This is a genomic window from Pontibacter sp. GD7, assembly GCF_058216375.1.
Genome location: NZ_JBYZMP010000006.1, coordinates 77,468 through 98,676 on the forward strand (window position 1 = coordinate 77,468; position 21,209 = coordinate 98,676).

The 21,209-nt window shown below is 46.3% G+C and carries 16 protein-coding genes; 7 read left to right on the forward strand and 9 right to left on the reverse strand.

The window, feature by feature from the left end; all coding sequences use genetic code 11:
* Positions 1 to 14 precede the first annotated feature (14 nt).
* Positions 15 to 533 (forward strand): gamma carbonic anhydrase family protein, encoded by a 519-nt coding sequence (locus tag AC4BAP_RS11055; RefSeq protein WP_490582711.1) that lies wholly within the window; start codon positions 15 to 17, stop codon positions 531 to 533.
* Positions 534 to 1,232: 699 nt separating this feature from the next.
* Here the strand turns inward: AC4BAP_RS11055 and AC4BAP_RS11060 are convergent.
* The 3 genes from AC4BAP_RS11060 to AC4BAP_RS11070 all read right to left on the reverse strand — a co-directional run bounded on the left by AC4BAP_RS11060 (position 1,233) and on the right by AC4BAP_RS11070 (position 3,536).
* Positions 1,233 to 1,691: a hemerythrin domain-containing protein gene (locus tag AC4BAP_RS11060; RefSeq protein WP_490582712.1), complete on the reverse strand. Its 459-nt coding sequence runs from the start codon at positions 1,689 to 1,691 to the stop codon at positions 1,233 to 1,235.
* Positions 1,692 to 1,694: 3 nt separating this feature from the next.
* A complete protein-coding gene (locus AC4BAP_RS11065; protein ID WP_490582713.1) occupies positions 1,695 to 3,011 on the reverse strand; it encodes a hemolysin family protein in 1,317 nt (438 codons plus the stop codon).
* A 213-nt stretch (positions 3,012 to 3,224) separates the two neighbouring features.
* Positions 3,225 to 3,536 carry a hypothetical protein gene (locus AC4BAP_RS11070; protein ID WP_490582714.1) on the reverse strand — a complete coding sequence of 104 codons (312 nt, stop codon included), beginning with the start codon at positions 3,534 to 3,536 and terminating at the stop codon, positions 3,225 to 3,227.
* Between the two features lie 584 nt (positions 3,537 to 4,120).
* Between AC4BAP_RS11070 and AC4BAP_RS11075 the strand changes: the two genes are divergently transcribed.
* A complete protein-coding gene (locus AC4BAP_RS11075) occupies positions 4,121 to 6,352 on the forward strand; it encodes a protein-disulfide reductase DsbD family protein (RefSeq protein ID WP_490582715.1) in 2,232 nt (743 codons plus the stop codon).
* Between the two features lie 246 nt (positions 6,353 to 6,598).
* On the opposite strand, the gene AC4BAP_RS11080 is transcribed toward AC4BAP_RS11075, so the two are convergent.
* From AC4BAP_RS11080 to AC4BAP_RS11090, 3 genes are all read right to left on the reverse strand, one after another.
* The gene (locus tag AC4BAP_RS11080; protein WP_490582716.1) at positions 6,599 to 7,207 is read right to left on the reverse strand and encodes a superoxide dismutase; all 609 of its coding nucleotides are present in this window, start codon (positions 7,205 to 7,207) and stop codon (positions 6,599 to 6,601) included.
* A 78-nt stretch (positions 7,208 to 7,285) separates the two neighbouring features.
* On the reverse strand, positions 7,286 to 7,741 hold the full coding sequence (locus tag AC4BAP_RS11085; protein WP_490582717.1) for a nucleoside deaminase: 456 nt from the start codon (positions 7,739 to 7,741) through the stop codon (positions 7,286 to 7,288).
* A 420-nt stretch (positions 7,742 to 8,161) separates the two neighbouring features.
* Positions 8,162 to 8,719, reverse strand: coding sequence for a hypothetical protein (locus AC4BAP_RS11090; protein WP_490582718.1), 558 nt, complete (start codon positions 8,717 to 8,719; stop codon positions 8,162 to 8,164).
* A gap of 181 nt (positions 8,720 to 8,900) precedes the next feature.
* Between AC4BAP_RS11090 and AC4BAP_RS11095 the strand changes: the two genes are divergently transcribed.
* Positions 8,901 to 9,338, forward strand: coding sequence for a hypothetical protein (locus AC4BAP_RS11095; protein ID WP_490582719.1), 438 nt, complete (start codon positions 8,901 to 8,903; stop codon positions 9,336 to 9,338).
* 136 nt (positions 9,339 to 9,474) lie between these two features.
* Here AC4BAP_RS11095 and AC4BAP_RS11100 read toward each other — a convergent pair whose 3' ends face one another.
* Together AC4BAP_RS11100 and AC4BAP_RS11105 are read right to left on the reverse strand one after the other, a co-directional pair.
* Positions 9,475 to 13,107: an ABC transporter permease/M1 family aminopeptidase gene (locus AC4BAP_RS11100; RefSeq protein WP_490582720.1), complete on the reverse strand. Its 3,633-nt coding sequence runs from the start codon at positions 13,105 to 13,107 to the stop codon at positions 9,475 to 9,477.
* Positions 13,108 to 13,352: 245 nt separating this feature from the next.
* Positions 13,353 to 14,267 carry an ABC transporter ATP-binding protein gene (locus AC4BAP_RS11105; protein ID WP_490582721.1) on the reverse strand — a complete coding sequence of 305 codons (915 nt, stop codon included), beginning with the start codon at positions 14,265 to 14,267 and terminating at the stop codon, positions 13,353 to 13,355.
* Between the two features lie 246 nt (positions 14,268 to 14,513).
* On the opposite strand from AC4BAP_RS11105, the gene AC4BAP_RS11110 reads away from it, so the two are divergent.
* On the forward strand, positions 14,514 to 14,909 hold the full coding sequence (locus AC4BAP_RS11110; protein WP_490582722.1) for a GtrA family protein: 396 nt from the start codon (positions 14,514 to 14,516) through the stop codon (positions 14,907 to 14,909).
* A 42-nt stretch (positions 14,910 to 14,951) separates the two neighbouring features.
* Positions 14,952 to 15,470 (forward strand): hypothetical protein, encoded by a 519-nt coding sequence (locus AC4BAP_RS11115; RefSeq protein WP_490582723.1) that lies wholly within the window; start codon positions 14,952 to 14,954, stop codon positions 15,468 to 15,470.
* 484 nt (positions 15,471 to 15,954) lie between these two features.
* Here AC4BAP_RS11115 and AC4BAP_RS11120 read toward each other — a convergent pair whose 3' ends face one another.
* Positions 15,955 to 17,592 (reverse strand): glycosyltransferase family 39 protein, encoded by a 1,638-nt coding sequence (locus AC4BAP_RS11120; RefSeq protein ID WP_490582724.1) that lies wholly within the window; start codon positions 17,590 to 17,592, stop codon positions 15,955 to 15,957.
* A gap of 90 nt (positions 17,593 to 17,682) precedes the next feature.
* Here AC4BAP_RS11120 and AC4BAP_RS11125 point away from each other — a divergent pair, with 90 nt between their 5' ends.
* Positions 17,683 to 18,588, forward strand: coding sequence for a glycerophosphodiester phosphodiesterase (locus tag AC4BAP_RS11125; protein ID WP_490582725.1), 906 nt, complete (start codon positions 17,683 to 17,685; stop codon positions 18,586 to 18,588).
* Positions 18,589 to 18,660: 72 nt separating this feature from the next.
* Complete coding sequence (gene aspS, locus AC4BAP_RS11130; protein WP_490582726.1) at positions 18,661 to 20,421, forward strand: aspartate--tRNA ligase; 1,761 nt, start codon at positions 18,661 to 18,663, stop codon at positions 20,419 to 20,421.
* Positions 20,422 to 21,209: the final 788 nt, after the last annotated feature.

Sequence of the window (21,209 nt, forward strand, 5' to 3'; positions counted from 1 at the left end):
AAACAACGAAACATATGCCAGTTATACTTCCGGTTAAAGGGATTAAGCCACAGATGGGGGATGAGTGCTTTTTAGCGCCAAACGCGACTATAGTAGGGGACGTGATCATGGGTAGTAACTGCTCGGTTTGGTTTAATGCCGTTATCCGTGGCGATGTGAACAGCATCAGGATCGGGGACAAGACCAATATCCAGGATGGCGCGGTGATACATTGTACTTATGAGAAGGCTGCGACAACCATCGGCAGTAATGTGTCTATCGGGCATAACGCCATTGTGCATGGCTGCACCGTAGAGGATAACGTGCTTATTGGCATGGGCTCTATTGTAATGGACAATGCGCTGGTACAAAAGAACTGTATTGTGGCGGCGGGTGCCATCGTGCTGGAGAACACTGTTTGCGAGTCAGGGTGGATTTATGCGGGTATTCCGGCAAAGAAGGTAAAGCAACTAAGTGAGGAGCAGATAGCCGGACTGGATAAAGTTGCAAACAACTATGTGATGTATAGCGGCTGGTTTACCGGGCAGGTATAATTGACCTGTTTTTCCTGATATCAATTTAAAATAGTGCTGGGTCGAACTGCCCCTCCTGGGTAGGGTCGTTTCATTCTATTTTTTGCTGGCGCGGATCTGTGATCCGTGACTTGTTATACCGTTGGATTTGCAATCCAACTGGGCCAGAGGCCCAGCCATAGCCCGACATGAGCGAGGACGCACGCGCCGTAACTGTATAACCTACTAGAATGAAACGGTCCTACACTCCTGGGGGATTAAGAAGCCCCCCTTTAAAACCAAAGAGGGGAGTTTTTACCTCACCCCAGCCCTCTCCTAAAAACAGGAGAGGGAGTTTACTGTATACGATTAACACACCCCTGCACCCCTCTCAAGAGGGGAATTTCTATTAAACCGGGTCAAACCACCCCTTTATCCCCTCCTTGTCCAAGGCGGGGAATTTTTATATTACCATTTTATACTTGCTTGCCAGTTGCAGAAGGCTTTAACCAAGAAGTGTCAATCCCAGTTTCTCTGTTGAGCCGCCTTGTGAGATCCGGTGCCGCGGATGCGGCAGCGCGCAAGCGCAGGAGGGAACACAGCGGCGATGCAGAGAAACGAGGCCTCCCGGCCTTGAGGGCACCAAAACCAGATGTGGAACTATAGGCAAGCAAAGCTGAGGATTGATGATAACTAGAAAGAAAGGCGGAATAATAACCCTTTGCAAGTGAAAGTATAGCTTTACATCCCAAGATGCTTCATCACCAACATCTGCAACTTCTTGAGGTCATCTTCTGAAAGCTTCGTTTGCAACTCTTCAAAATACACACGTTCTTCGTAGCGGATGTGCTGCTCCAGTAGCTTGCCTATTGTATGGAGCCTGTCTGGCAGGTCTGTACTGGTGGCATCGGGTAGGGCAATTATAAGCTGCTCCAGGTGCTGGTGCTGCTCTTCAAGCAATTTGGTCTGCTGTGCCAGTTCTTCCGATACTTCCGGGGCTAGTTTAAAAACAGTGTTCTCTTCCAGTTTGAAGTGCGGAAGCAAATGCTGCTGCAGAAAATTCAACGTGTAGTCGCGCTTAGCCTCAGGGGTAGTGGGCATGCCTTTATAGGGTGGAGCACCTTTCTGCAGTAGCCTTGCCGTTAGCAGCCCGCTGTGGTGCTGCCGCGAAATAGGTACAATGCTTTCATGGCGCTTCATGTCTTATTCCCCTATGCCTCCGCGGGCTTCCTCCTTAACTGTAAGTAATACCCACTCAACGCGGCGCTCAGATTTCTCCAGCACGCGCACATCGTATTCATTAAAGCTGGCCACCTCGTTCAGGTTTTCGGGAATATGGCCGTAGATCACATTCAAAAGTCCTCCAACGGTTTCGTAATCTTCCCCCTCTGGTAGCGGATAAGGCAGGTAATCATTGGCATCCGGTACGGAGGCAGCACCATTAACCTTGTATTCATAGTCATTGATGCGCTCTACAATAGGCATTTCCTCATCATACTCGTCCTGGATCTCTCCTACGAGTTCCTCAATTATATCCTCGATCGTAACAATACCAGATACGCCCCCAAACTCGTCGGTGGCAATGGCCATGTGTAAACGCCTGCGCTGGAATTGCTTTAGCAAAAGGTTTATCTTTTTCGTTTCCGGAACAAAGTAGGCAGGGCGCATTAGTTTTTCAATATTGATCGATTTACCTAAACGCATGATGCTCAGGATATCCTTCACATAAAGTATACCTACAATGTTATCTATGTTTCCGCTGTATACCGGTAATCGCGAGTAGCCCTCATTAAAAATAACCTCCATTAGTTCATGTTCAGGGATACTCACATCAATGGCCACCATTTTAGTGCGCGGTACCAAGATCTGCTTCACCATACGCTCACTAAACTGGAAAACGTTTTCGATAAGCTCATGGTGTGTGTCCTGTAGGGCACCTCCCTCGGCGCTCTGCTCGAAAAGAAGCCTTAACTCCTCGGCACTGTGCACCTCGGCGCCATGCACTGCCTGTATACCCATGCTTCGAAGCACCATATTGGCCAGGCCATTAAGCAACCAGATAAACGGACTGAAAACCACATAAAAAAACCGCAGTGGATATGCTATTGCCAGCGATGTAGACTCCGGACGCTGAATAGCCAGTGATTTAGGCGCCAGCTCACCAAAAACGATGTGTAGCACAGTAATGATGGCAAATGAGATCGGAAGGGCTATGGTATGGGCCAGTTCCTCGCTTCCGCTAAAACCGAAGAACTCCATTACATTTATCACGATCTGGGCCACCACGCTCTCACCTATCCAACCCAGACCCAGTGAGGCTAGCGTAATACCCAGTTGGGTAGCCGAAAGGTATGCGTCCAGGTGGGTTAGCATACGTTGTGTCATTTTAGCCATGGTATTGCCTGCCTGGGCACGCAATTCTATCTGAGATGCCCTTACTTTAACAATGGCAAACTCAGCGGCCACAAAGAAACCATTAAGCAGAACCAGGAAAATGGTAAGTAGGATGTCTAATATCATAGTTATTTTGCTTGGCTTTTATGCAGCAAGAGGTAAAATTAACTTAAAATACGTGCTTGTGCTAGGTAGAAGATACAAAAGCGCAGCTATATATTAAAATTTATATTCTATAGCTTCTAAGTTTATACCCGACTGCAAAGTATAACTTACGAAAAAAATAAAGAGGTGCCTCACCGGGAGGCACCTCTTTATTTATGGGATACTTAACAGCAGTTAGAGGACTATTTGTTTAGAGAACGCTTCTGCGGTACTGAACAACTCGCGAGCATTGTCCTGAGAAAGCCGGGGCATAAATATCTTCTTTGCCTCAGCCTCAGTAATCACTTTGTAAGTTTCGGCTGTATAAGTATCCTGGAAGGGATTGCAAAAAGAATAAATGTACTCGTCAGCATACGTTCTGTACACAATATGGAAATTATGCCGCTCATCACGCACAAGCTTTATGGCCTTAAATACATTACTGTATACTTTGCCACACTCTGTCTTGATTAACAGTTCTTGCTGTGTTGCTGCAGTTTTCTCCATAGTGATAAATAGTTACAAATATTCTTTATATGATACACAATTTGCCGTTGTAAATAATTCCTTTTGATCTGCTAATAGTGCCTTTTTACCCGTAAAAGTCAAATTTTGGAGGGTGTAAGGCTTTGAATTCACTGTTAGTGTAATAATTTTATTTTATTTGGTACTTAACAACGCATATATATTAATATGGTTGTATTTATATGTAATAATTTTATAAAAATTATTATTAAATTGTTTTAAAGTGTGTAGTGATACTTTTTTATTTAGTATTTGAGCTTTACATAACCCCATCAGCAGAACCAGTTACTGATTGGTTTCATCCTAAATTGAATGTGAGGTTGATGTTTGACTCAGGTGATGTGTAAGATCAAGGGGGCGGGTTGTGTTGTAGGTTGTTGAAGCAGCGTTATATGTAGGAGTATGCTATTTGTATAGGCAAACCAGCGTGTTGTTTATCTGAATGGCACTGCTTATTGAGCGCATCCGAACAAAATTCCATACTTTTGCAGGGTAGGTGTGAACATTTACTGGCATACCTGCGGTTGATATTTTTGTACAAACAGCACAGAATCATAACATCATACATGAATAAGAAAGTGATGGCAAAAAAACTGGCAGCTACCTGGTTGCTGGTATTACTAATAGCATCCCTTGCACAGGCCCAGATACTGAAGCCCATAACCTGGAGCTACGACGTGTCTAAGAAGCAGGCAGCAGCTGGCGAGGAGGTCGAACTCATTTTCAATGCCCGCATCGACAAGAACTGGTACCTGTACTCCTCAGATTTTGACCCTGACCTGGGGCCGATGGTGACGGAGTTTAAGTTTCAGAAACATCCTTCCTATGAACTGGTGGGCAAGATTGTGCCTGTAAAGCCGAAGAAAAAGTATGATGACCTGTGGGAGGGAGAGTATACTTATTTCACAGGAACGGCCCAGTTCAGGCAGAAAATCCGTGTGCTGAAGCCGGATCTGCTGGTGAAAGGTACTTACGAGTACCAGGTGTGTTCTGATGTGTCGGGGCAGTGCATACCCTTCGATGACAGCTTTACCTTTACCGATAAACAGATAAGTATAACCGGAGAAGCGCTGCCGGCTGCAAAGCCCGGTGCCACGCAAAAACCGGATGCTCCAGCCAGGCAGGAAGCGCAGAATAAAATGCAACAGCCTGCCTCGCCGGCTTTTGGGACAACCAACGAGCCTGTAGACACCATTGGTATGCAGACTGAGGCAGGCACAACTGTGACAGAAGATACTACAACTGCGGCAGTGAAAGGCGAAACAACCACACCGGAGGCTATACCTGCTGTTTTATCTGAACCTGCCCCCGGCGATGAGGCAGAGGGCTTATGGTCATTTATGCTGATCGCGTTTGTGTTCGGTTTAGGCGCTTTGCTAACACCATGCGTTTTCCCGATGATCCCGATGACGGTGAGCTTTTTTACCAGCAACAGCACAAACAGGGGAGAAGGAATTTTTAAGGCCCTGGTTTATGGCGTTTCTATCATTGCCATTTATACTTTGGTGGGTACGGTGGTGGCCAAATTATTTGGGGCCGATGGGGCCAATTTCATCAGCACGCACTGGTTTCCTAACCTACTTTTCTTTGCAGTGTTCATCATCTTCGCGATGTCTTTTTTTGGCCTTTTCGAGATAACGCTGCCAAGCTCTTTCCTTACCAAAGTGGATGCCCAGGCCGACAGAGGCGGTTTATTGGGAGTTTTCTTTATGTCACTTACGCTTGTACTGGTGTCTTTTTCGTGCACCGGCCCGATAGTGGGAAGTATACTGGTGGCATCTGCCGGAGGTGAAACACTACGCCCTGTGGTGGGCATGCTGGGCTTCTCGTTGGCTTTTGCCCTTCCGTTTACTTTGTTTGCTGTGTTTCCGTCGTGGCTTAGCAGCCTGCCAAAGTCCGGTGGCTGGTTAAACTCGGTAAAAGTAGTGCTGGGCTTTATAGAATTGGCTTTGGCGCTTAAATTCCTGAGCGTTGCCGACCAGGTATACCACTGGGGAATACTGGATCGCGAAGTATACCTGGCCTTATGGATCGTGATATTTACCCTGATGGGTTTTTACCTGCTGGGCAAGCTTAAGTTCTCGCACGACTCGGACATCAAGTACCTGAGCGTACCGCGTTTGTTTCTGGCTTTGGCCACCTTTGCATTTGTAGTATACCTGATACCAGGTATGTTCGGGGCACCGCTTAAGGCCTTGTCAGGTTACCTGCCGCCGCAAACCACACAGGATTTCGACATAAATCAGATCATCAGACAGAATGGAACAGGAACAGCCATGGTAAGCGGCACTACGAACGAGCTTTGCGAAACTCCAAAGTATGGCGATTTCCTGCACTTGCCGCATGGCCTCAAAGGATACTTCGACCTGGAACAAGCAAAGAAATGCGCCGCAGCACAAAACAAGCCTATCTTTATCGATTTTACGGGCCATGGCTGTGTTAACTGCCGCGAGATGGAGGCCAATGTATGGTCGGACCCGGCGGTGCTGAAGCGCCTGCGAGAGGATTATGTGGTAGTGGCATTGTATGTTGACGACAAGACCGAGTTGCCGGAAAGTGAATGGTATACCAGCAGCTACGATAGCAAGCAGAAAACCACCATCGGTAAAAAGTATGCCGATTACCAGATCACAAAATTTAACGTGAATGCGCAGCCATATTATGTGCTGATGGACGCAGCAGAGAACGTGCTGGTAAAGCCTATCGCCTACGACCTGAATGTAGACAACTTTGTGCAGTTCCTGGATGCCGGCGTAGCCTCCTACAAAGCAAGGCACGAGCAGGTAGCCCAGAAGTAAGGCCTGTGATTAATGGAATTATACTGATGAGTATGACTCTTGTCCGAATTCATGTCAAGCAGTTTTTGTAGAGACGCAATATTTTGCGTCTCCTGCTATACCCAGACTTAGTCAATCTCTGCAAATATTAAGAGACGCAAAATATTGCGTCTCTACGGGTAAAAACAAAGAAGCCAGATTTGATATAATCTGGCTTCTTTATTTGTCGTGATACTTGATACGTGTATCGAGATACGTCTAAAACACCTATTTCGCTTCGTTGTAACGGCGAGTAACCTCTTCCCAGTTAACTACATTCCAGAAAGCGCTGATGTAGTCCGGGCGGCGGTTCTGGTAGTTCAGGTAGTAGGCGTGCTCCCAAACGTCAAGGCCAAGGATCGGCTGTCCGCCGCAACCTTCTGCGAATGGCATCAGGGTGTTGTCCTGGTTTGGTGTAGAACATACTTCCAGTTTGCCGTCTTTTACGCAAAGCCATGCCCAGCCTGAGCCGAAACGTGTAGCTGCCGCGTTGTTGAACTTCTCTTTAAACTGATCGAAAGAGCCAAAAGCCTCGTTGATCGCATCAGCCAGTTCGCCGGATGGTTGTCCGCCGCCGTTTGGCGAAAGGATAGTCCAGAACAGGTTGTGGTTGTAGTAACCGCCACCGTTATTGCGAACAGCTTTGTTGTCTTCTTTCACATTGCGCATGATCTCTTCGATGCTCATGTTCTCCATGTCAGTACCAGCGATAGCCTTGTTCAGGTTATCTGTGTAAGCCTGGTGGTGTTTTGTATGGTGGATTTCCATGGTGCGCGCATCGATGTGCGGCTCCAGAGCATCGTAAGCATAAGGTAGTTTCGGAAGTTCGAAAGCCATAGTTTTATATATGTTTTATGATTAAAAATGATATGACGTCACAAAGCTTTTACGTGTACGTCCTGGTACCAAAGTTAGTTAATTTCTTTTACCCGCAAAGAAGCTCGACATCAGATCGGCGCACTCCTGCGCCATTACGCCGCTTACCATCTCTGTTTTTGGGTGCAGCAGATTACCTACACGCCTATAACCGCGTTTGGGCTCCGATGTTCCGAAAACCACGCGTTTAAGCTGTGCCCAGTAGCTTGCACCCGCACACATCACGCAGGGCTCAACGGTAACATACAGGGTGCACTCGTGCAGGTATTTGTTGCCCAGGTACTCAGCGGCAGCTGTCAGGGCCAGCATTTCAGCGTGAGCCGTTACGTCATTCAGCTTCTCGGTTTGGTTGTAGGCCTTAGCGATAATGCGGTTATTGGCCACCACTACTGCCCCAATGGGTATCTCGCCTTCCTCAAATGCCTGCTGCGCCTGCCTGTAAGCCTGCTGCATAAAATGCTCGTCGCTGTGTATTGATAAAAAGTCTGTAGCCATAGGGGCAAAGGTATAAGTTGTACCGTTTTAATAAAGTTTTACTTTGAATAAGGGTATAAAGTATAAAATGTAAGAAGTATTGGCAGGGGCAGGTCGTGATGCAATGCCATCACCTTAAGGAAAACCTGTTGCTAAACGGCTCTTCTGGATTTGTAATCCAGAAGTACTTACTATCAGGATTTGTAATCCGGCCCTCTTCTTAAACCTGAATGAAAACTGAAATAGTATCAAAACGGATTACAAATCCTGATAGTAGCCAGGTTTCGGATTGCAAATCCGAAACAGCAATAAGATACTTAAATCCTAATTTGACGGCATTGGGTCCCGACCTGTCCATACGAAAAATAAAATACCTGCCAAAGCACCAAAAAAAAGCCTCCCTTTATACAAGAGAGGCTTTCAGTAAGTATAAAATTTGGGTTATACTTTGATCCTGATAGAACTCATGACATCGCGCATGGTTGGTTGCCAGTCGTTTTTAAGGGCAAAAGGCGCGTGCATGGTAAAGATTATCAGCTGGTTTCCTTTAATGGTGTATTGTATGATGCTGTACTTCTGAACCGGGGCCAAGTTTGTAGTTCCGCGTTCATCAGCTACTTTAGAAACAAACTCAAACACAATATACTGCTCACCTTTTATGTCCACGATCTCCTCACGGATAAAATCCACATCGGTAAATTTCTCCAGAAGGTTTGCCTTGTAAAACTCCTGCAGCATGTTCAGATCCTGAGCCCTGAACTGAGAGCGCTTCTGCGTTACGCTGAAATCAATCTGGCCATTTGGGCTAGTGTATACGGCAAGCGGTTTGGTAGTGGCCGGGTAACGGCGGGCAATGCCATCGTCGGGCATCGGCGTAAAATCACGGGGCAGCATTACCGAGATCTCCTTGCTGATCTGGGTCTTCTTTAATTTGGACTGGCCAAAAGTGGCGCCGGCCAGCATGATGATCACTAAAAAGGCTAAATATCGCATGTTCATAAATATGGAAAGGCAAAGCTATAAAAATATCAGGTAAGTTGGCAGTTACGCTGTTTTAGGTGCAATTACTTTGCCAGTTTGTTAAACGCAGACTTCACCTTAAAAATTCCGGAAGCACATCCTGTTGAGACGGTTGCCGTTATACTTTATCGGACAAGTATAACCAAAATAAAAAAACACTATGCTAGAAAACATTATCAGCCAGGTAAAAGGACAGTTGGCAGGCGAACTGCAGGATAAGTTTCAGTTGCAGCCGGATACTGCCAATCGCTCCGTAGACCTGGCCAAGGAAAACCTGATGGACGAGGTGAAAAGCAGAGCTACCAGCGGCGATGTTGGAGGTGTGATGAACATGCTAAAAGGCGGACAAGGTACTGCAGGAGCCAATAACATCATCAACAAGTATGTGTCTGACCTTACAGCCAAGCTGGGTATACCGGAAAGTATAGCCAAACAGGTGGCACCTTTCGCTATCAACTTTATCATGCAGAAGATCTCCGGAAAAATGGCCTCCGAAAACCTGGGGCAGTCGGATATACTGGGGAGCCTGGTAGGCGGAAACCTGAAAGATACACTCGGGAAAGGCCTTGGCGATAAGCTTGGCGGACTGTTTAAGTAAGCCAGAAGTATAAAATGAAAGAAGCCATACCCAGCAGGTATGGCTTCTCCTTAACGTCACGTAGATTTTTTAGTGCGTAAGGCAATTCTTACTTACATCTCACCTTAAACAAGCTTGCCTTATTGCCGGCGCTAGGTTAGCCCTCCGACAATGTCTTTGTATTATCTGATGGATTTCTGTCTATCAGAATATTGTATGGATCGATTCCGGCTTTGGCTGGTTTCTTATCCACAACGAACTCAAATTTATTTTCGCCGGCCTTCAGTCTGTGCTTTTTCAGGTAAAGCGGCTTATCCTGCCAGTGCCCGTTCACTTTCTGGCGGGCCAGCACGCCAATATCAACCCAGTCGTTCATAGTGGCCTCACTTTCAGAACCTAAACTATCTGCATAAAGTTTCTTAGCGTCAACAGTAAAGTTTACTTTATACTTCCCGTTTTTAAGTTTGGTGTATTTGGCCTCGGTGGTCTTGTTCTCGTAAAGCGTTATGTTTTCAAACATATCGGTTACGAGGTACTGCAACGAGTCTGGAGCGGCGGCGCGAATATACTGCATGAACTCGATAGAATTAGTATATGGTGCCTGCTGGAAAGCAACTTTTTTTATGTACTGCTGCAAAGCATCGTTCACCTTCTCCTCACCAATGTAGTCGGCCAGTGCATACATTACCAGGCTGCCCTTTCTGTAATGTATATAGCCTTGGTTCTCAACCCGGTAAAGCGGCAATTCTTTCTTGCTTTCTGCCGTTCGGCCAGTTAAGTATGAGTTTAACTCATACTTCAGGAATTTGTTCATGCGTTCTTCACCATATTCGTGTTTCATTACCATAAGAGCGCTGTACTGGCTCATGGTTTCCGACATCAGCACTGAGCCCTGCACATCGCCGCCAATAACCTGATGTGCCCACCACTGGTGCGCTACTTCGTGTGCGGTAACATAGAACGGGTAATCAATGTCTTCCGGGTCGTTGTCGTCCACGTCGGCAATAAAACCGATCGACTCAGAGAATGGAATAGTGTTAGGGAAAGCCTGTGCAAACGAGGCATAGCCCGGAAACTCGATGATACGAACCTGGCGGTGCTGGTAAGGGCTGAAATTGGTTGTAAAATAATCCAGCGACTTTTTAACGCCTTTCACCATGCGGTCCAGGTTATACTCGTGGCCTTTGTGGTAGTATACTTCAATTGCCACTTCTTTACCGTCTTTGCCAACCCACTTGTCTTTCAGCACCTCGTAGTCCGCCGACAGGAAAGAGTAGAAGTTCAGGATTGGCGCGTCCATTTTATAATGGAAATAGCGGCGTCCGTTTTCTGTCCATTCTTTCTGCAGGTAACCCGGTGCAATGGCGATCTGGTCGGGTACGGTGCTTACGGTGGCCTCAAAGGTAATCCAGTCGGCTTCGTTGCTGATGTAGGTGTTCTTGCGTGCCTCGGCATCGTTTACATCGGCCATGCGTGGTTTAGGGTCCAGGCCATGCTCTTTGCGTATATCATCGTCGCTCAATTCTACAGCCTCCTGGTAACCAATTTTGGGTAAATACTGGCTGTTAATGAAGGTGCCGTTATACACGATGTTGGTGTTGGAGCCGCTGTTTCGGAAGCCTTTGGTCTCATAAAGCAAGTCCATGTTCAGTTTTACAGAATCGCCGGGTTGCAGTGGTTGCTCCAGCCTGTAAATGTGGTAACCAAGGTCTGTATCGTTGAGCACTTGTTTCGCCTGCTTTGTAAACTCCAGTTGCTTTATCTCTAACTGGTCGTCCCACATTAAGTGGATGGAGTCGATGGGTTGCGCATGCTTGTTCTTGAGCCAGAAGTGGCCTTTAAAAGCGAACGCACGCTCATCAGGATAAATATCCACGTTTAGCTTTACATCGGTAATGCGTGGTTGCGGAATGCCGTCATACTTTTTGTAGGTTTTCTCGAACTCTGCCTGCCGTTTTTCCTGCTCATCAGAATTGCGATAGGTATTCAGTACATTGGTGTTATAGTAAATGTAGCCGCCAGTTACCATAAAAATAGCCATTGCAGCTCCGGTTACTGCCATTGTTGGCCTGCCTAGTTGCAATGCAGCCAGTTTAAAACGCCACTTGATCATCGACTCCGTGCCGCGCACCCACAGCATGTTGGCCAGTACGGCAAGTATAATGGCAAAGGCAGCCCAGTATACTTTGTAGATGGTAAACGGCCACACAAAATGACCGTAGCCGTTCATGGCAGAGTAGGTTATGCCAGGGTCGGAGTTAAAGCTGTAGAGGTTGTGTTCCCATCCAAGCTGGCCTTTAAAGATGTTCAGCAGGAAGTATACTACCATCACAAAATGGCCCAGGTACTTGTTGTTCACGATCACCTGTACCAGCATGGCAAGCACGCATAGCATCATGTATTCTACCAGTTGCAGGCCGAAGAGTCCTTTAAAGTATACATCCAGTTCGTAATTGTAGTAGCCCTTAAACGTCTGGATAACGATGCCACAGAACATGATCACGAAAAGCAATATTACCTGCACCAGCATCAGGGCAAGCAGCTTGGAGGCAAAAGGCACCCAATTTGGTATTGGTAGCGCATCATACATCTGGTTGATGTTGTTGTCACGCTCACGCCACACCAGTTCGCCGGCATAGAAAGTGATGATAATCAGGAAGAACAGGGCAAATGTTCCGTTGAGCACGGTAATTACAGTGGAAGTTACCGGGAAAACTGTGGTACCATACATTTTACCTATCTGGGTGCCCGACACAAACAGGAAGATGATGCCGGCTGTTACAATGGCAATAAAGTATACACTCTTGATAACGCCCTTAAACTCCAGCTTAGTGAGTTTCAGGAACTGCTGCCAGCTTAGGCTGAAAGAAAACTGCTGGCTTACCTTTGGCAATTTTAAACGCTCTGATGGCACAAAAGCACCGGCTGCTTCCGCGCTGCTTCGCTTACGGAATAGCTTTATACCTGTATTGGCAAACGAAAAGCTGAAGCGGAAATAGCAGAAAGCCAGTAATGCCAGCCCGATGCCTGTCCAGAGGGCACGGTTTGCGAGTATGTGTTCACTGAATGGCAGCATCAGCGTGTTACGTTCGGCAGTTGTCCAGTAGCGTTGGGTATAGTATATGGCAGATGCGCCAAGCGGGTCCAGCAGATTGGCTATGGTTTCGTTGTCGAGGTCGCCGGTAAGGCTGCTGGAGATTCCGTAAAGCACCAGGAAAATAACACCACCCACGTAGATTGACAGGGCACTGCGGGTAAGTGTGGCCAGCGTAAAGAAAATGGCCCCGGTAAATATAAGATTAGGGATGATGATAGTCAGGTAAGGCTGCAGGTACCACATTAGGTTGAAAGGTCCGATCTTTTCCGGCTCTACCCAAGGCATTACCGTTGCCGCCCAGGCGCCTACTGCCACGCCTAAAAACACAAACAGCGTGATCAGGAAAGAACCAAAAAAGCGGCCAAACAAATAGCCAGCCTTTGTAATAGGGGTGGTATAGTATAAGGAGTGCGTTTTGTGCTCGAAGTCTCGGAAAATGGGTGTGCCCATCATGGCAGAGGTTATCAGCACACCGAACCAACTCAGCAGCGTCACGATCCAGTTTATCTGGTACGGAGAGTTGGCATTCACCTTGCCGCCACTGGCATCGCCTATGATAACACCTCCGCCAAAAGCACCACCCAGCGCCAGCATTGCCAGAAAGGCCATCGCAAACAACAGCCCAAAGTATACGTAAGTAGCAGGCCGCTTCAGCCTGTACTTTAATTCGAAAAGAAATATCTCTTTAAACATCTTCTTAATAATTATGAATGATGAATTATTAATTATGCCCTGTCTCCCCAGTGGCAGTTGCCTAAGATTAATGCAGATTGATTAAACCCACCCCTGCCCCTCCCAAGAGGGGATTCTTACTTGCCTTACCACATTCATGAAGCTTGGCTACAGAACAGAGTCTGTTTTAAATTTGAGCGGGATTATAATCGTTCCACGATTCCCCTCTTGGGAGGGGCAGAGGTGGGTAAAACTGCTCTGATGGTTTAGTTAACAGCAATTACTTCAGCAGGCTCAAGGTGCTCGCCTTTTGTAGCCTCATGAATTCTGCTGAAGTACACATCCTCCAGGTTTGGTGCAACCGGTTCAAATTCTGGCCCTGGCTGTACATCACTTACTACATGTATAATGGTTTTGCCGGCAAATAGGCGAGAAGAGATAACCTCATATTGCAGTTGGTGTTGTACCAGTTCGTCTTTGTTGATGAATTTGCGCCAGATGCGGCCTTTCAGGTCGTCGATAACTTTTAGCGGGTCGCCTTCCAGCAATACCTCACCTTTGTTGATGATGGCGAAATTGCGGCAGAGGTCTGTAACATCTTCCACGATGTGTGTGGAAAGTATAACGATGATGTTCTCACCGATCTCGCTTAGCAGGTTATGGAAACGGTTACGCTCCGCCGGGTCGAGGCCGGCAGTTGGCTCATCTACTATAATGATCTTCGGATTACCCAGCAATGCCTGTGCAATACCAAAGCGCTGTTTCATACCACCGGAGTAGCCACCCAGGTTCTTTTTGCGCACGTCGTACAGGTTCGTTTGCTGCAACAGCGCTTTTACTACTTCCTGACGTTCTTTGGAGTTGCTAATGCCTTTAAGCACGGCAAAATGGTCCAGCATTTCTTCAGCAGATACCTTTGGGTAGACACCAAACTCCTGTGGCAGGTAACCTAACACCTTACGCATTTCCTCTTTCTGGTGCAGCACATCCAGGTTGCCCAGCATAATACTGCCCTGGTCCGCTTCCTGCAAAGTGGCGATAGTGCGCATCAATGATGATTTACCGGCGCCATTAGGACCAAGCAAACCAAACATGCCTTTCGGAATGGTTAGGTTGATGTTTTTCAGCGCCTTTGTGCCGTTAGGATAAGTTTTGGATAGGTTTTGAATGACTAGTTCCATAGTTAGTGTCTGTTTTAAGGTGAAACTTGCTAATAATCAATTAAATATTTCTTAGCAACCATTCAAAATAAACTATACTAACCTATACCTTTTATCGACCAAACAGGCTTGATTTCAATTTCTTATCTAGAAACGGGGTGAGATGTTGAAGCAAAAGATCAGCTTTAGGACTTGGCTGCCTGTAACAAGTATATTATTTTTGCTATGCTGTAGCTGCCACACCCTTTCTGCTGTAGCCTGTAACGAATGTCGGAATACCTGCAAAGTCTTTTCTTTAAGTTTCTGAAGTTTGGGATAGTCGGATTTTCCGGCCTGCTGCTGGATTTTGGCGTTACGTATGTGGCAAAAGAGAAGCTGCGCTGGAATAAGTATGTGGCCAACAGTCTGGGGTTTATACTTGCCACAGCCAGCAATTTTTACCTCAACCGCATCTGGACCTTCCGCAGCCTCGACCCTGAAATTGGCTGGCAGTACTCCAAGTTTTTGGTGGTGGCGCTGGTGGGTTTAATCTTAAACAACTTCATCATCTACGTCCTTTCCGATCGGCTGCGGTTTAACTTTTACGTGGCAAAGTTTTGCGCCATCGTTATCGTGTTCTTCTGGAATTTCTCCATAAATTACCTGTATACTTTTACGAGGTAATTAGAATCTGCTCTTCATAACCCTTTAAACTTTAACCACTCTATGTCATCAGTTTACAGAATTGCTGTGCTATTGGTGTTCTTTTCGTTTTTATTCGAAATAAACACTGCTTTCGCTCAAAAAGGATTTGAAGAATGGAATAAAAACTACAATTCGATAAATCTAATTGAGATTTTAAAGTATGAGCAGGAATATGCTGATAGTATTGATGTAACACTTGGGAAAAGTAATTATTACACCAGAATTGCGAAATATAGGTTCATGGCCACTTACTTGGGGGAGTCCAGAACTGTAGATACTGGAGTAATGCGCTCGATGTTAAATGTATTTAAATTGTTTGGAGGTAATATCGAAGCTATAAAAAATGATGTTAAAAATGAGTATCTGTTTCGGGTGGGTGATGTAACGTTCTGGGCTCCTATTCAAAGTCAACTAGAAAAGCCACTCAAGAAGGAGGTGAAAAAAGGGGAGTCTGTAAGATTATATTGCCTGTTTTTAAACGAACATTCAAGTAATGGTCTCTATAATTCTTTACTAATTTCAGAGTTTTACAAACATTAACCCTTTATTTAGCCGCTATCTATTCCTTTAAAGGTGTAAACACACCCCTGCACCCCTCTTGAGATGCAGGATCGTTTCATTCTACTATTTTCTGGCGCGAATCTCCAGATTCGTGACTTACAAATAAGGTTGAGTCTCCGACTCAACTGGCCCGGAGGGCCAATAGTACAGGTTGAGAGTATGGCTGCTTATGATCTAAGTATAGAATTTATTAGAATGAAACGCCCTGCTCTCAAGAGAGGAATTCTGGCAGGTGTAAACATCCCCCCTACACCCCCTTCGAAGGGGGACTTTTTCTGCATTACTGTTTTATGCTTTCTTTCCAGTTGCAGAATACAGCAGCTAAGAAGTGTCTATCCCAACCCCTATCTTAAGCGCACCAAAGCCAGATGTGAAACGATTGGCAAGCAAGACTGAGGATTAAAAGCAGCTAGTAAAATTGGCAGCAGATTAAAAATACGAAAGAATAAAGACTTACTTTCTGCTACCTCACCACCTCATAAATCTGCACATGCTCATCTTTGTGCACACGTGGGTTCAGGAAGTGTAGCACCCTGTCGTAGAGCGATGGCGTTATGGTATGTTCCAGTTTCAGGTTCGGGAAGAGGCTTCTTAAACGGGCCATGCGTTCTTCCATCTCATCAGTGCCCACTACCACAACATAATCCGGTTTGTAAGGCGTGGATTGTATGGCAGAGTCGAGGGCGGTTGTGGTTTTGTCACCGTTCAAAGTATAAATCATCACGAACTCTTCCGGTAGTGGCTTACGGCCTGCCAGGTAATCTTCCCATACCATGTCTTCATCAATAGTATAAAGGTCATAGTCTGCGCTTACATGGTTCAGGTAAAACAGGGGAGGGGTTTTAACGCTATGATTACCGAATTCCAGTACTACGGCATCCATGTTCGGTTTTTCAGATAAGTATATCAGCGGTGCTACACGGCTCTTTTTAGTATAGGTAAAGGCAAGGCCAACGGCAGCAAGTATATTAATCGTCCAGAAAAATATCCAGCAGGCAGCCAGTAGTTTACGGCGCTTATTCCAAAAAGCTGAGGTATGCACAAAATCCTGCCAGCCTATTACTCCCAGAATCATAATGAGTGGCAACAGCGGAAGTATAAATCGTTCCTGCTTGTTCGGGAACAGGGAGTGCGCCACAAAGAATATAAGACCGCCCCAGAAAATAGCAGGCGCCAGTTTAGCTGTACGGGAGTAGCCAAACAATAAAAACCCACTAACAGGCGGCACCAGGAAACCAAGTATGGTTAACAAAAATCGGTATACAGGCCCTGTGCTATAGTTGTAGGCATTCTCGGTGTTGTAAAGGAAGTAAGCTACAATAGAGTGGAATGGGTAATCGAAGTAGATGATGTCGATGGTGCCCTGTATGAGCAGTGCCGCTGACGCAAAACCCAGCAACAAGGCAAAGGCTTCTTTCCACTGCCTGCGGTACAGCAGCACCATGCCTGCTCCGGCTCCCATCAGCATGGTATGGTACCTGAATACAAAAGAGAGGGCGAACAAAGTACCTGCCCAGAAGTATGGCATCAGGAGTTTCTTCTTATCCTGCTCTGCACGCAGCATCAAGTAAAAAGCTGCCATTAACGGCGGAATGCACACCATCTCTACGAGGTTACGCACACTCATGAAAGGCATAAACCACATCAGCGCTAGCATCAGTCCTGCCAGCCTTGCGTTTGCCTTATTTGATAAACGCTCTGTGATCTTGTAGCCAAAGTATACGATGAGCAGCGAGTGAAGCCCATGCAGTATGCGTACCACGGTCATCTTCACCTCAGGGCTAAAAATGCCCATAGCTTCCAAAGTATAAAACAGGCCGTAGTGCAGCAGCACGTACAGCATGCTGTGGCGTGGTGGCATCGGCTCATTCAACCACAACGGAAAACCATCCAGCCAGCCCTGCGCAATCGTGATCACATCAAAATGGTCGTCACTGAACGCATAGCCCTTCGAGAAAAACGCGGCCAGCATCCGGATGGCAAAAGCAATCAAGAGTATAACCGACAAAGGCATCAGGTAGCGTTCCTGCGCAGGTTGTCCCAGTGTGTCGGCATCCGCGGTGAAGGCTTTAGCTACAGATGATTTTCGCGTAGTTTGCATAGGCTTGTGGTTGTGCAGGTGCAAATTTAAGGGTAATTAAAAAGAAATGGTGTTACCTTCGCTGTATAATTGCTTAACAGCCACTCAAAATTGAAAACAACTGAAACAACAAGTGTACAGAAGCCGAAGCGCGGTAAACGTACAAACAGGTTTGTAATCATAACGGCAATAGTAGCCCTGGCCATACTTGGCGTTTTGTATTATCCGTTTGGGCTGGGCCAGAAAACAGATTCGGAGGTATTGGTGTTGGGGCATGCCGGCTCCGGTTTTATGTCGCCGCTAAACCCGTTTAACCCGTTGCCGGCCAATAGTATGGCTTCCATTGTAAAAGCCATGGAAGAACACGGTGCCGATGGGGTTGAAGTGGATGTACAGCTTAGCCAGGATGGAGTGCCTATACTTTACCACGACGTGGACCTTAGCTCCATGACAGATAAGAGTGGTTTGATTGAGAACCACAAAGCCGCCGATGTGATTGGGCTAAAGTATAAAGGAGGCTTCTTCTACGAGCTTTTCCATGACGAGGAGATCATCACTATGGAGGCCATGCTGCAGCGCTTTGCCACATACCCGGAGTTGCCGGTACTACATCTGGATCTGCGCAACTATAACCCGGAGCGTAATTTATACTATGCTCGATCAGTGCTGGCGCTTTTGCAAAAGTATAATTACCCGCTCGGGAAGTTGATGTTCATTTCGCATGACCCTGCATTTCTGGATGCTTTCAGGCAGGTAGCTGCGGAAGCTCCTTTAATGTTCGATTCTGAAAATGAGTTTGAGAAAGACATGCAGATAGCCATCGAAAATAATTTTCATGGGATATGTGCGAATGGCAAAGCGGTAACTCAGGAGCAGGTAGAACGTGCTAAAGCGCAGGGACTTCAGGTGGCGCTTTTCGGTGGAAAATCCCGCTCAAGCATTTCTAAAATGATAGCCCTTAAGCCGGATGCCATACAGGTAAACAACGTTGCCGCTATGGTAGACCTGCTTAAGTAAACAACTTAGGCTTTGTTAAAGTAAACTCGTAAATACAATTTCTTACATTTGCATAAAACTATACAAGATACTATGCTCCGATCTCATACTTGCGGCGAATTGCGCCTCGACAACGTTGGTGAAGAAGTAATTTTAACAGGATGGGTACAGCGTATTCGTGATAAAGGCGGTATGCTGTGGGTTGATTTGCGTGACCGTTACGGTATTACGCAGTTGACTTACGAAGAGGGTGTTTCGCCACAAAATCAGATAGATCAGGCCCGTACGCTTGGCCGTGAGTATGTTATTAAGGTTGTAGGTAAAGTTGTTGAGCGTTACTCTAAAAACGACAAGATTCCTACCGGCGACATCGAGATCGTGGTGCATAAGCTGGAAGTGCTGAATCCTGCCAAGTTACCGCCTTTCCTGATCGAGGATGAGACGGACGGAGGCGATGACCTGCGTATGAAGTACCGCTACCTGGACCTGCGTCGTACGCCTGTGCGCCGCAACCTGGAACTGCGCCACCGCATCATGCGCGCCACACGCAATTACCTGGACAACCACTATTTTATCGAGGTAGAAACGCCAGTACTTATCAAATCAACGCCGGAGGGTGCCCGCGATTTTGTGGTTCCAAGCCGCATGAACCCGGGTGAGTTTTATGCCCTGCCGCAGTCTCCGCAGACCTTTAAGCAGTTGCTGATGGTGTCTGGCTTCGACAGGTACTACCAGATCGTGAAGTGTTTCCGCGATGAAGACCTGCGTGCTGACCGCCAGCCGGAGTTCACCCAGATAGACTGCGAAATGTCGTTTGTGAAGCAGGAGGATGTGCTGAACATGTTCGAGGGTTTTATCGCGCACCTGTTTGAAAAAGAAAAAGGTATAAAACTGGGCAAGCTGCCACGCATGACTTACGCTGATGCCATGAAGTACTATGGCTCTGATAAGCCAGACACGCGTTTTGAGATGCGTTTCGTGGAGCTGAACCACTTAGTAAAGAACAAAGGCTTTAAAGTGTTCGACGATGCGGAACTGGTAGTAGGTATAAACGCTAAAGGCGCAGCCTACTATACCCGTAAGCAACTGGACGAACTTACAGATTTTGTGAAGCGTCCGCAGATCGGGGCTACAGGCCTGGTTTATGCCCGCGTGAACGAAGACGGGACCATCAAATCATCTGTAGATAAATTCTACTCTCCAGACGACCTGCAGCATTGGGGCAGCGCGTTCCATGCAGAGCGCGGCGACTTGTTGCTTATACTTGCCGGTGAGAAAAATAAAACCCGTAAGGCCCTGAATGAGCTTCGCCTGGAAATGGGTGAGCGTTTAGGTCTGCGTGATAAGAATGTGTACTCTCCACTTTGGGTAGTAGATTTCCCACTATTGGAGTGGGATGATGACTCAAAGCGTTTCCACGCCATGCACCATCCGTTCACTTCACCAAAGCCAGAAGATATTGAGCTGATCGATGACCGTCCGGGGGATATTCGTGCGAATGCCTACGACATGGTAATTAATGGTGTGGAAGTAGGTGGAGGTTCTATCCGTATCCATGACCGCAGGCTGCAGGAGCAGATGTTCCGTTTGCTTGGTTTCTCACATGCAGAGGCTGAGGCTCAGTTTGGCTTCCTGATGAGCGCTTTTGAATACGGTGCTCCGCCGCATGGTGGTATTGCCTTCGGTTTTGATAGATTATGCTCTCTGTTTGGTGGTTCCGAGTCAATCCGCGATTACATTGCCTTCCCTAAAAACAATTCGGGCCGCGATGTAATGATCGATGCTCCTTCCCCAATTTCGGATACGCAGCTGGAAGAATTACACATAAGAATGAAAGGAGTACCGCACCAGTAACAGCAGTTCTTCAACATACATTAGCAAGGCCTGCTCCAGAAAATGGGGCAGGCCTTCTTGTTTATCCACAAATCCACAGTTATTCACCTGACATTTGTTGATAACTGTGGATTTGTGAGGTTGGTTTATACTTTATAAAAGAGATTTTATACCTTTTACTTTTATCTTTTGTGGATATGTGGATAAGTAACGTTGATAAGTGTGGTGTATAACTCTGATGTGCTGTTACACAGAAAGTTTACAGGAATGGGTCTTGGCGAAAATCTTTAGGTGAATGGAAATCTTATAACTATATTGGTTTTGAATTATTCGATAAGTATAAATCTGATTGTAAAGATGAAGGTATCTATCTGCGTTTATGATATTTGAGGTCATATTCTCTTCGTTTGTTTTCGAATTCATTGGAGCCTCAGCCAGATGGATTGCCAATTACCTGGCCAGTAAAGTTACTGGTAAAGAGCGCCGAGGATTTGATGCGTATTGGGAAGGGAGGAAAAGGTCAGGTCATGTTGCTAAGACAAAAAATGCCATTTATAACATTAATATTGGCACGTTAGTGCTTGTGGGAATTTTACTAGTATTGGTTTACTTATCAAACAGGATGTATTATAATTGATTACTTTTTTGGTAAAGCCTTAATTATCCTGTTGTTGGCTGATAATGTAACCGTGCTATCTGAGGAACAAATAACCCACAAATTAACTAAGACCGTTGTAGCCAACAAGACGCAAAGTATTGCGTCTCTACGATCCCAATCACGCATAATGAAATCAATTTACCTGTAGCCA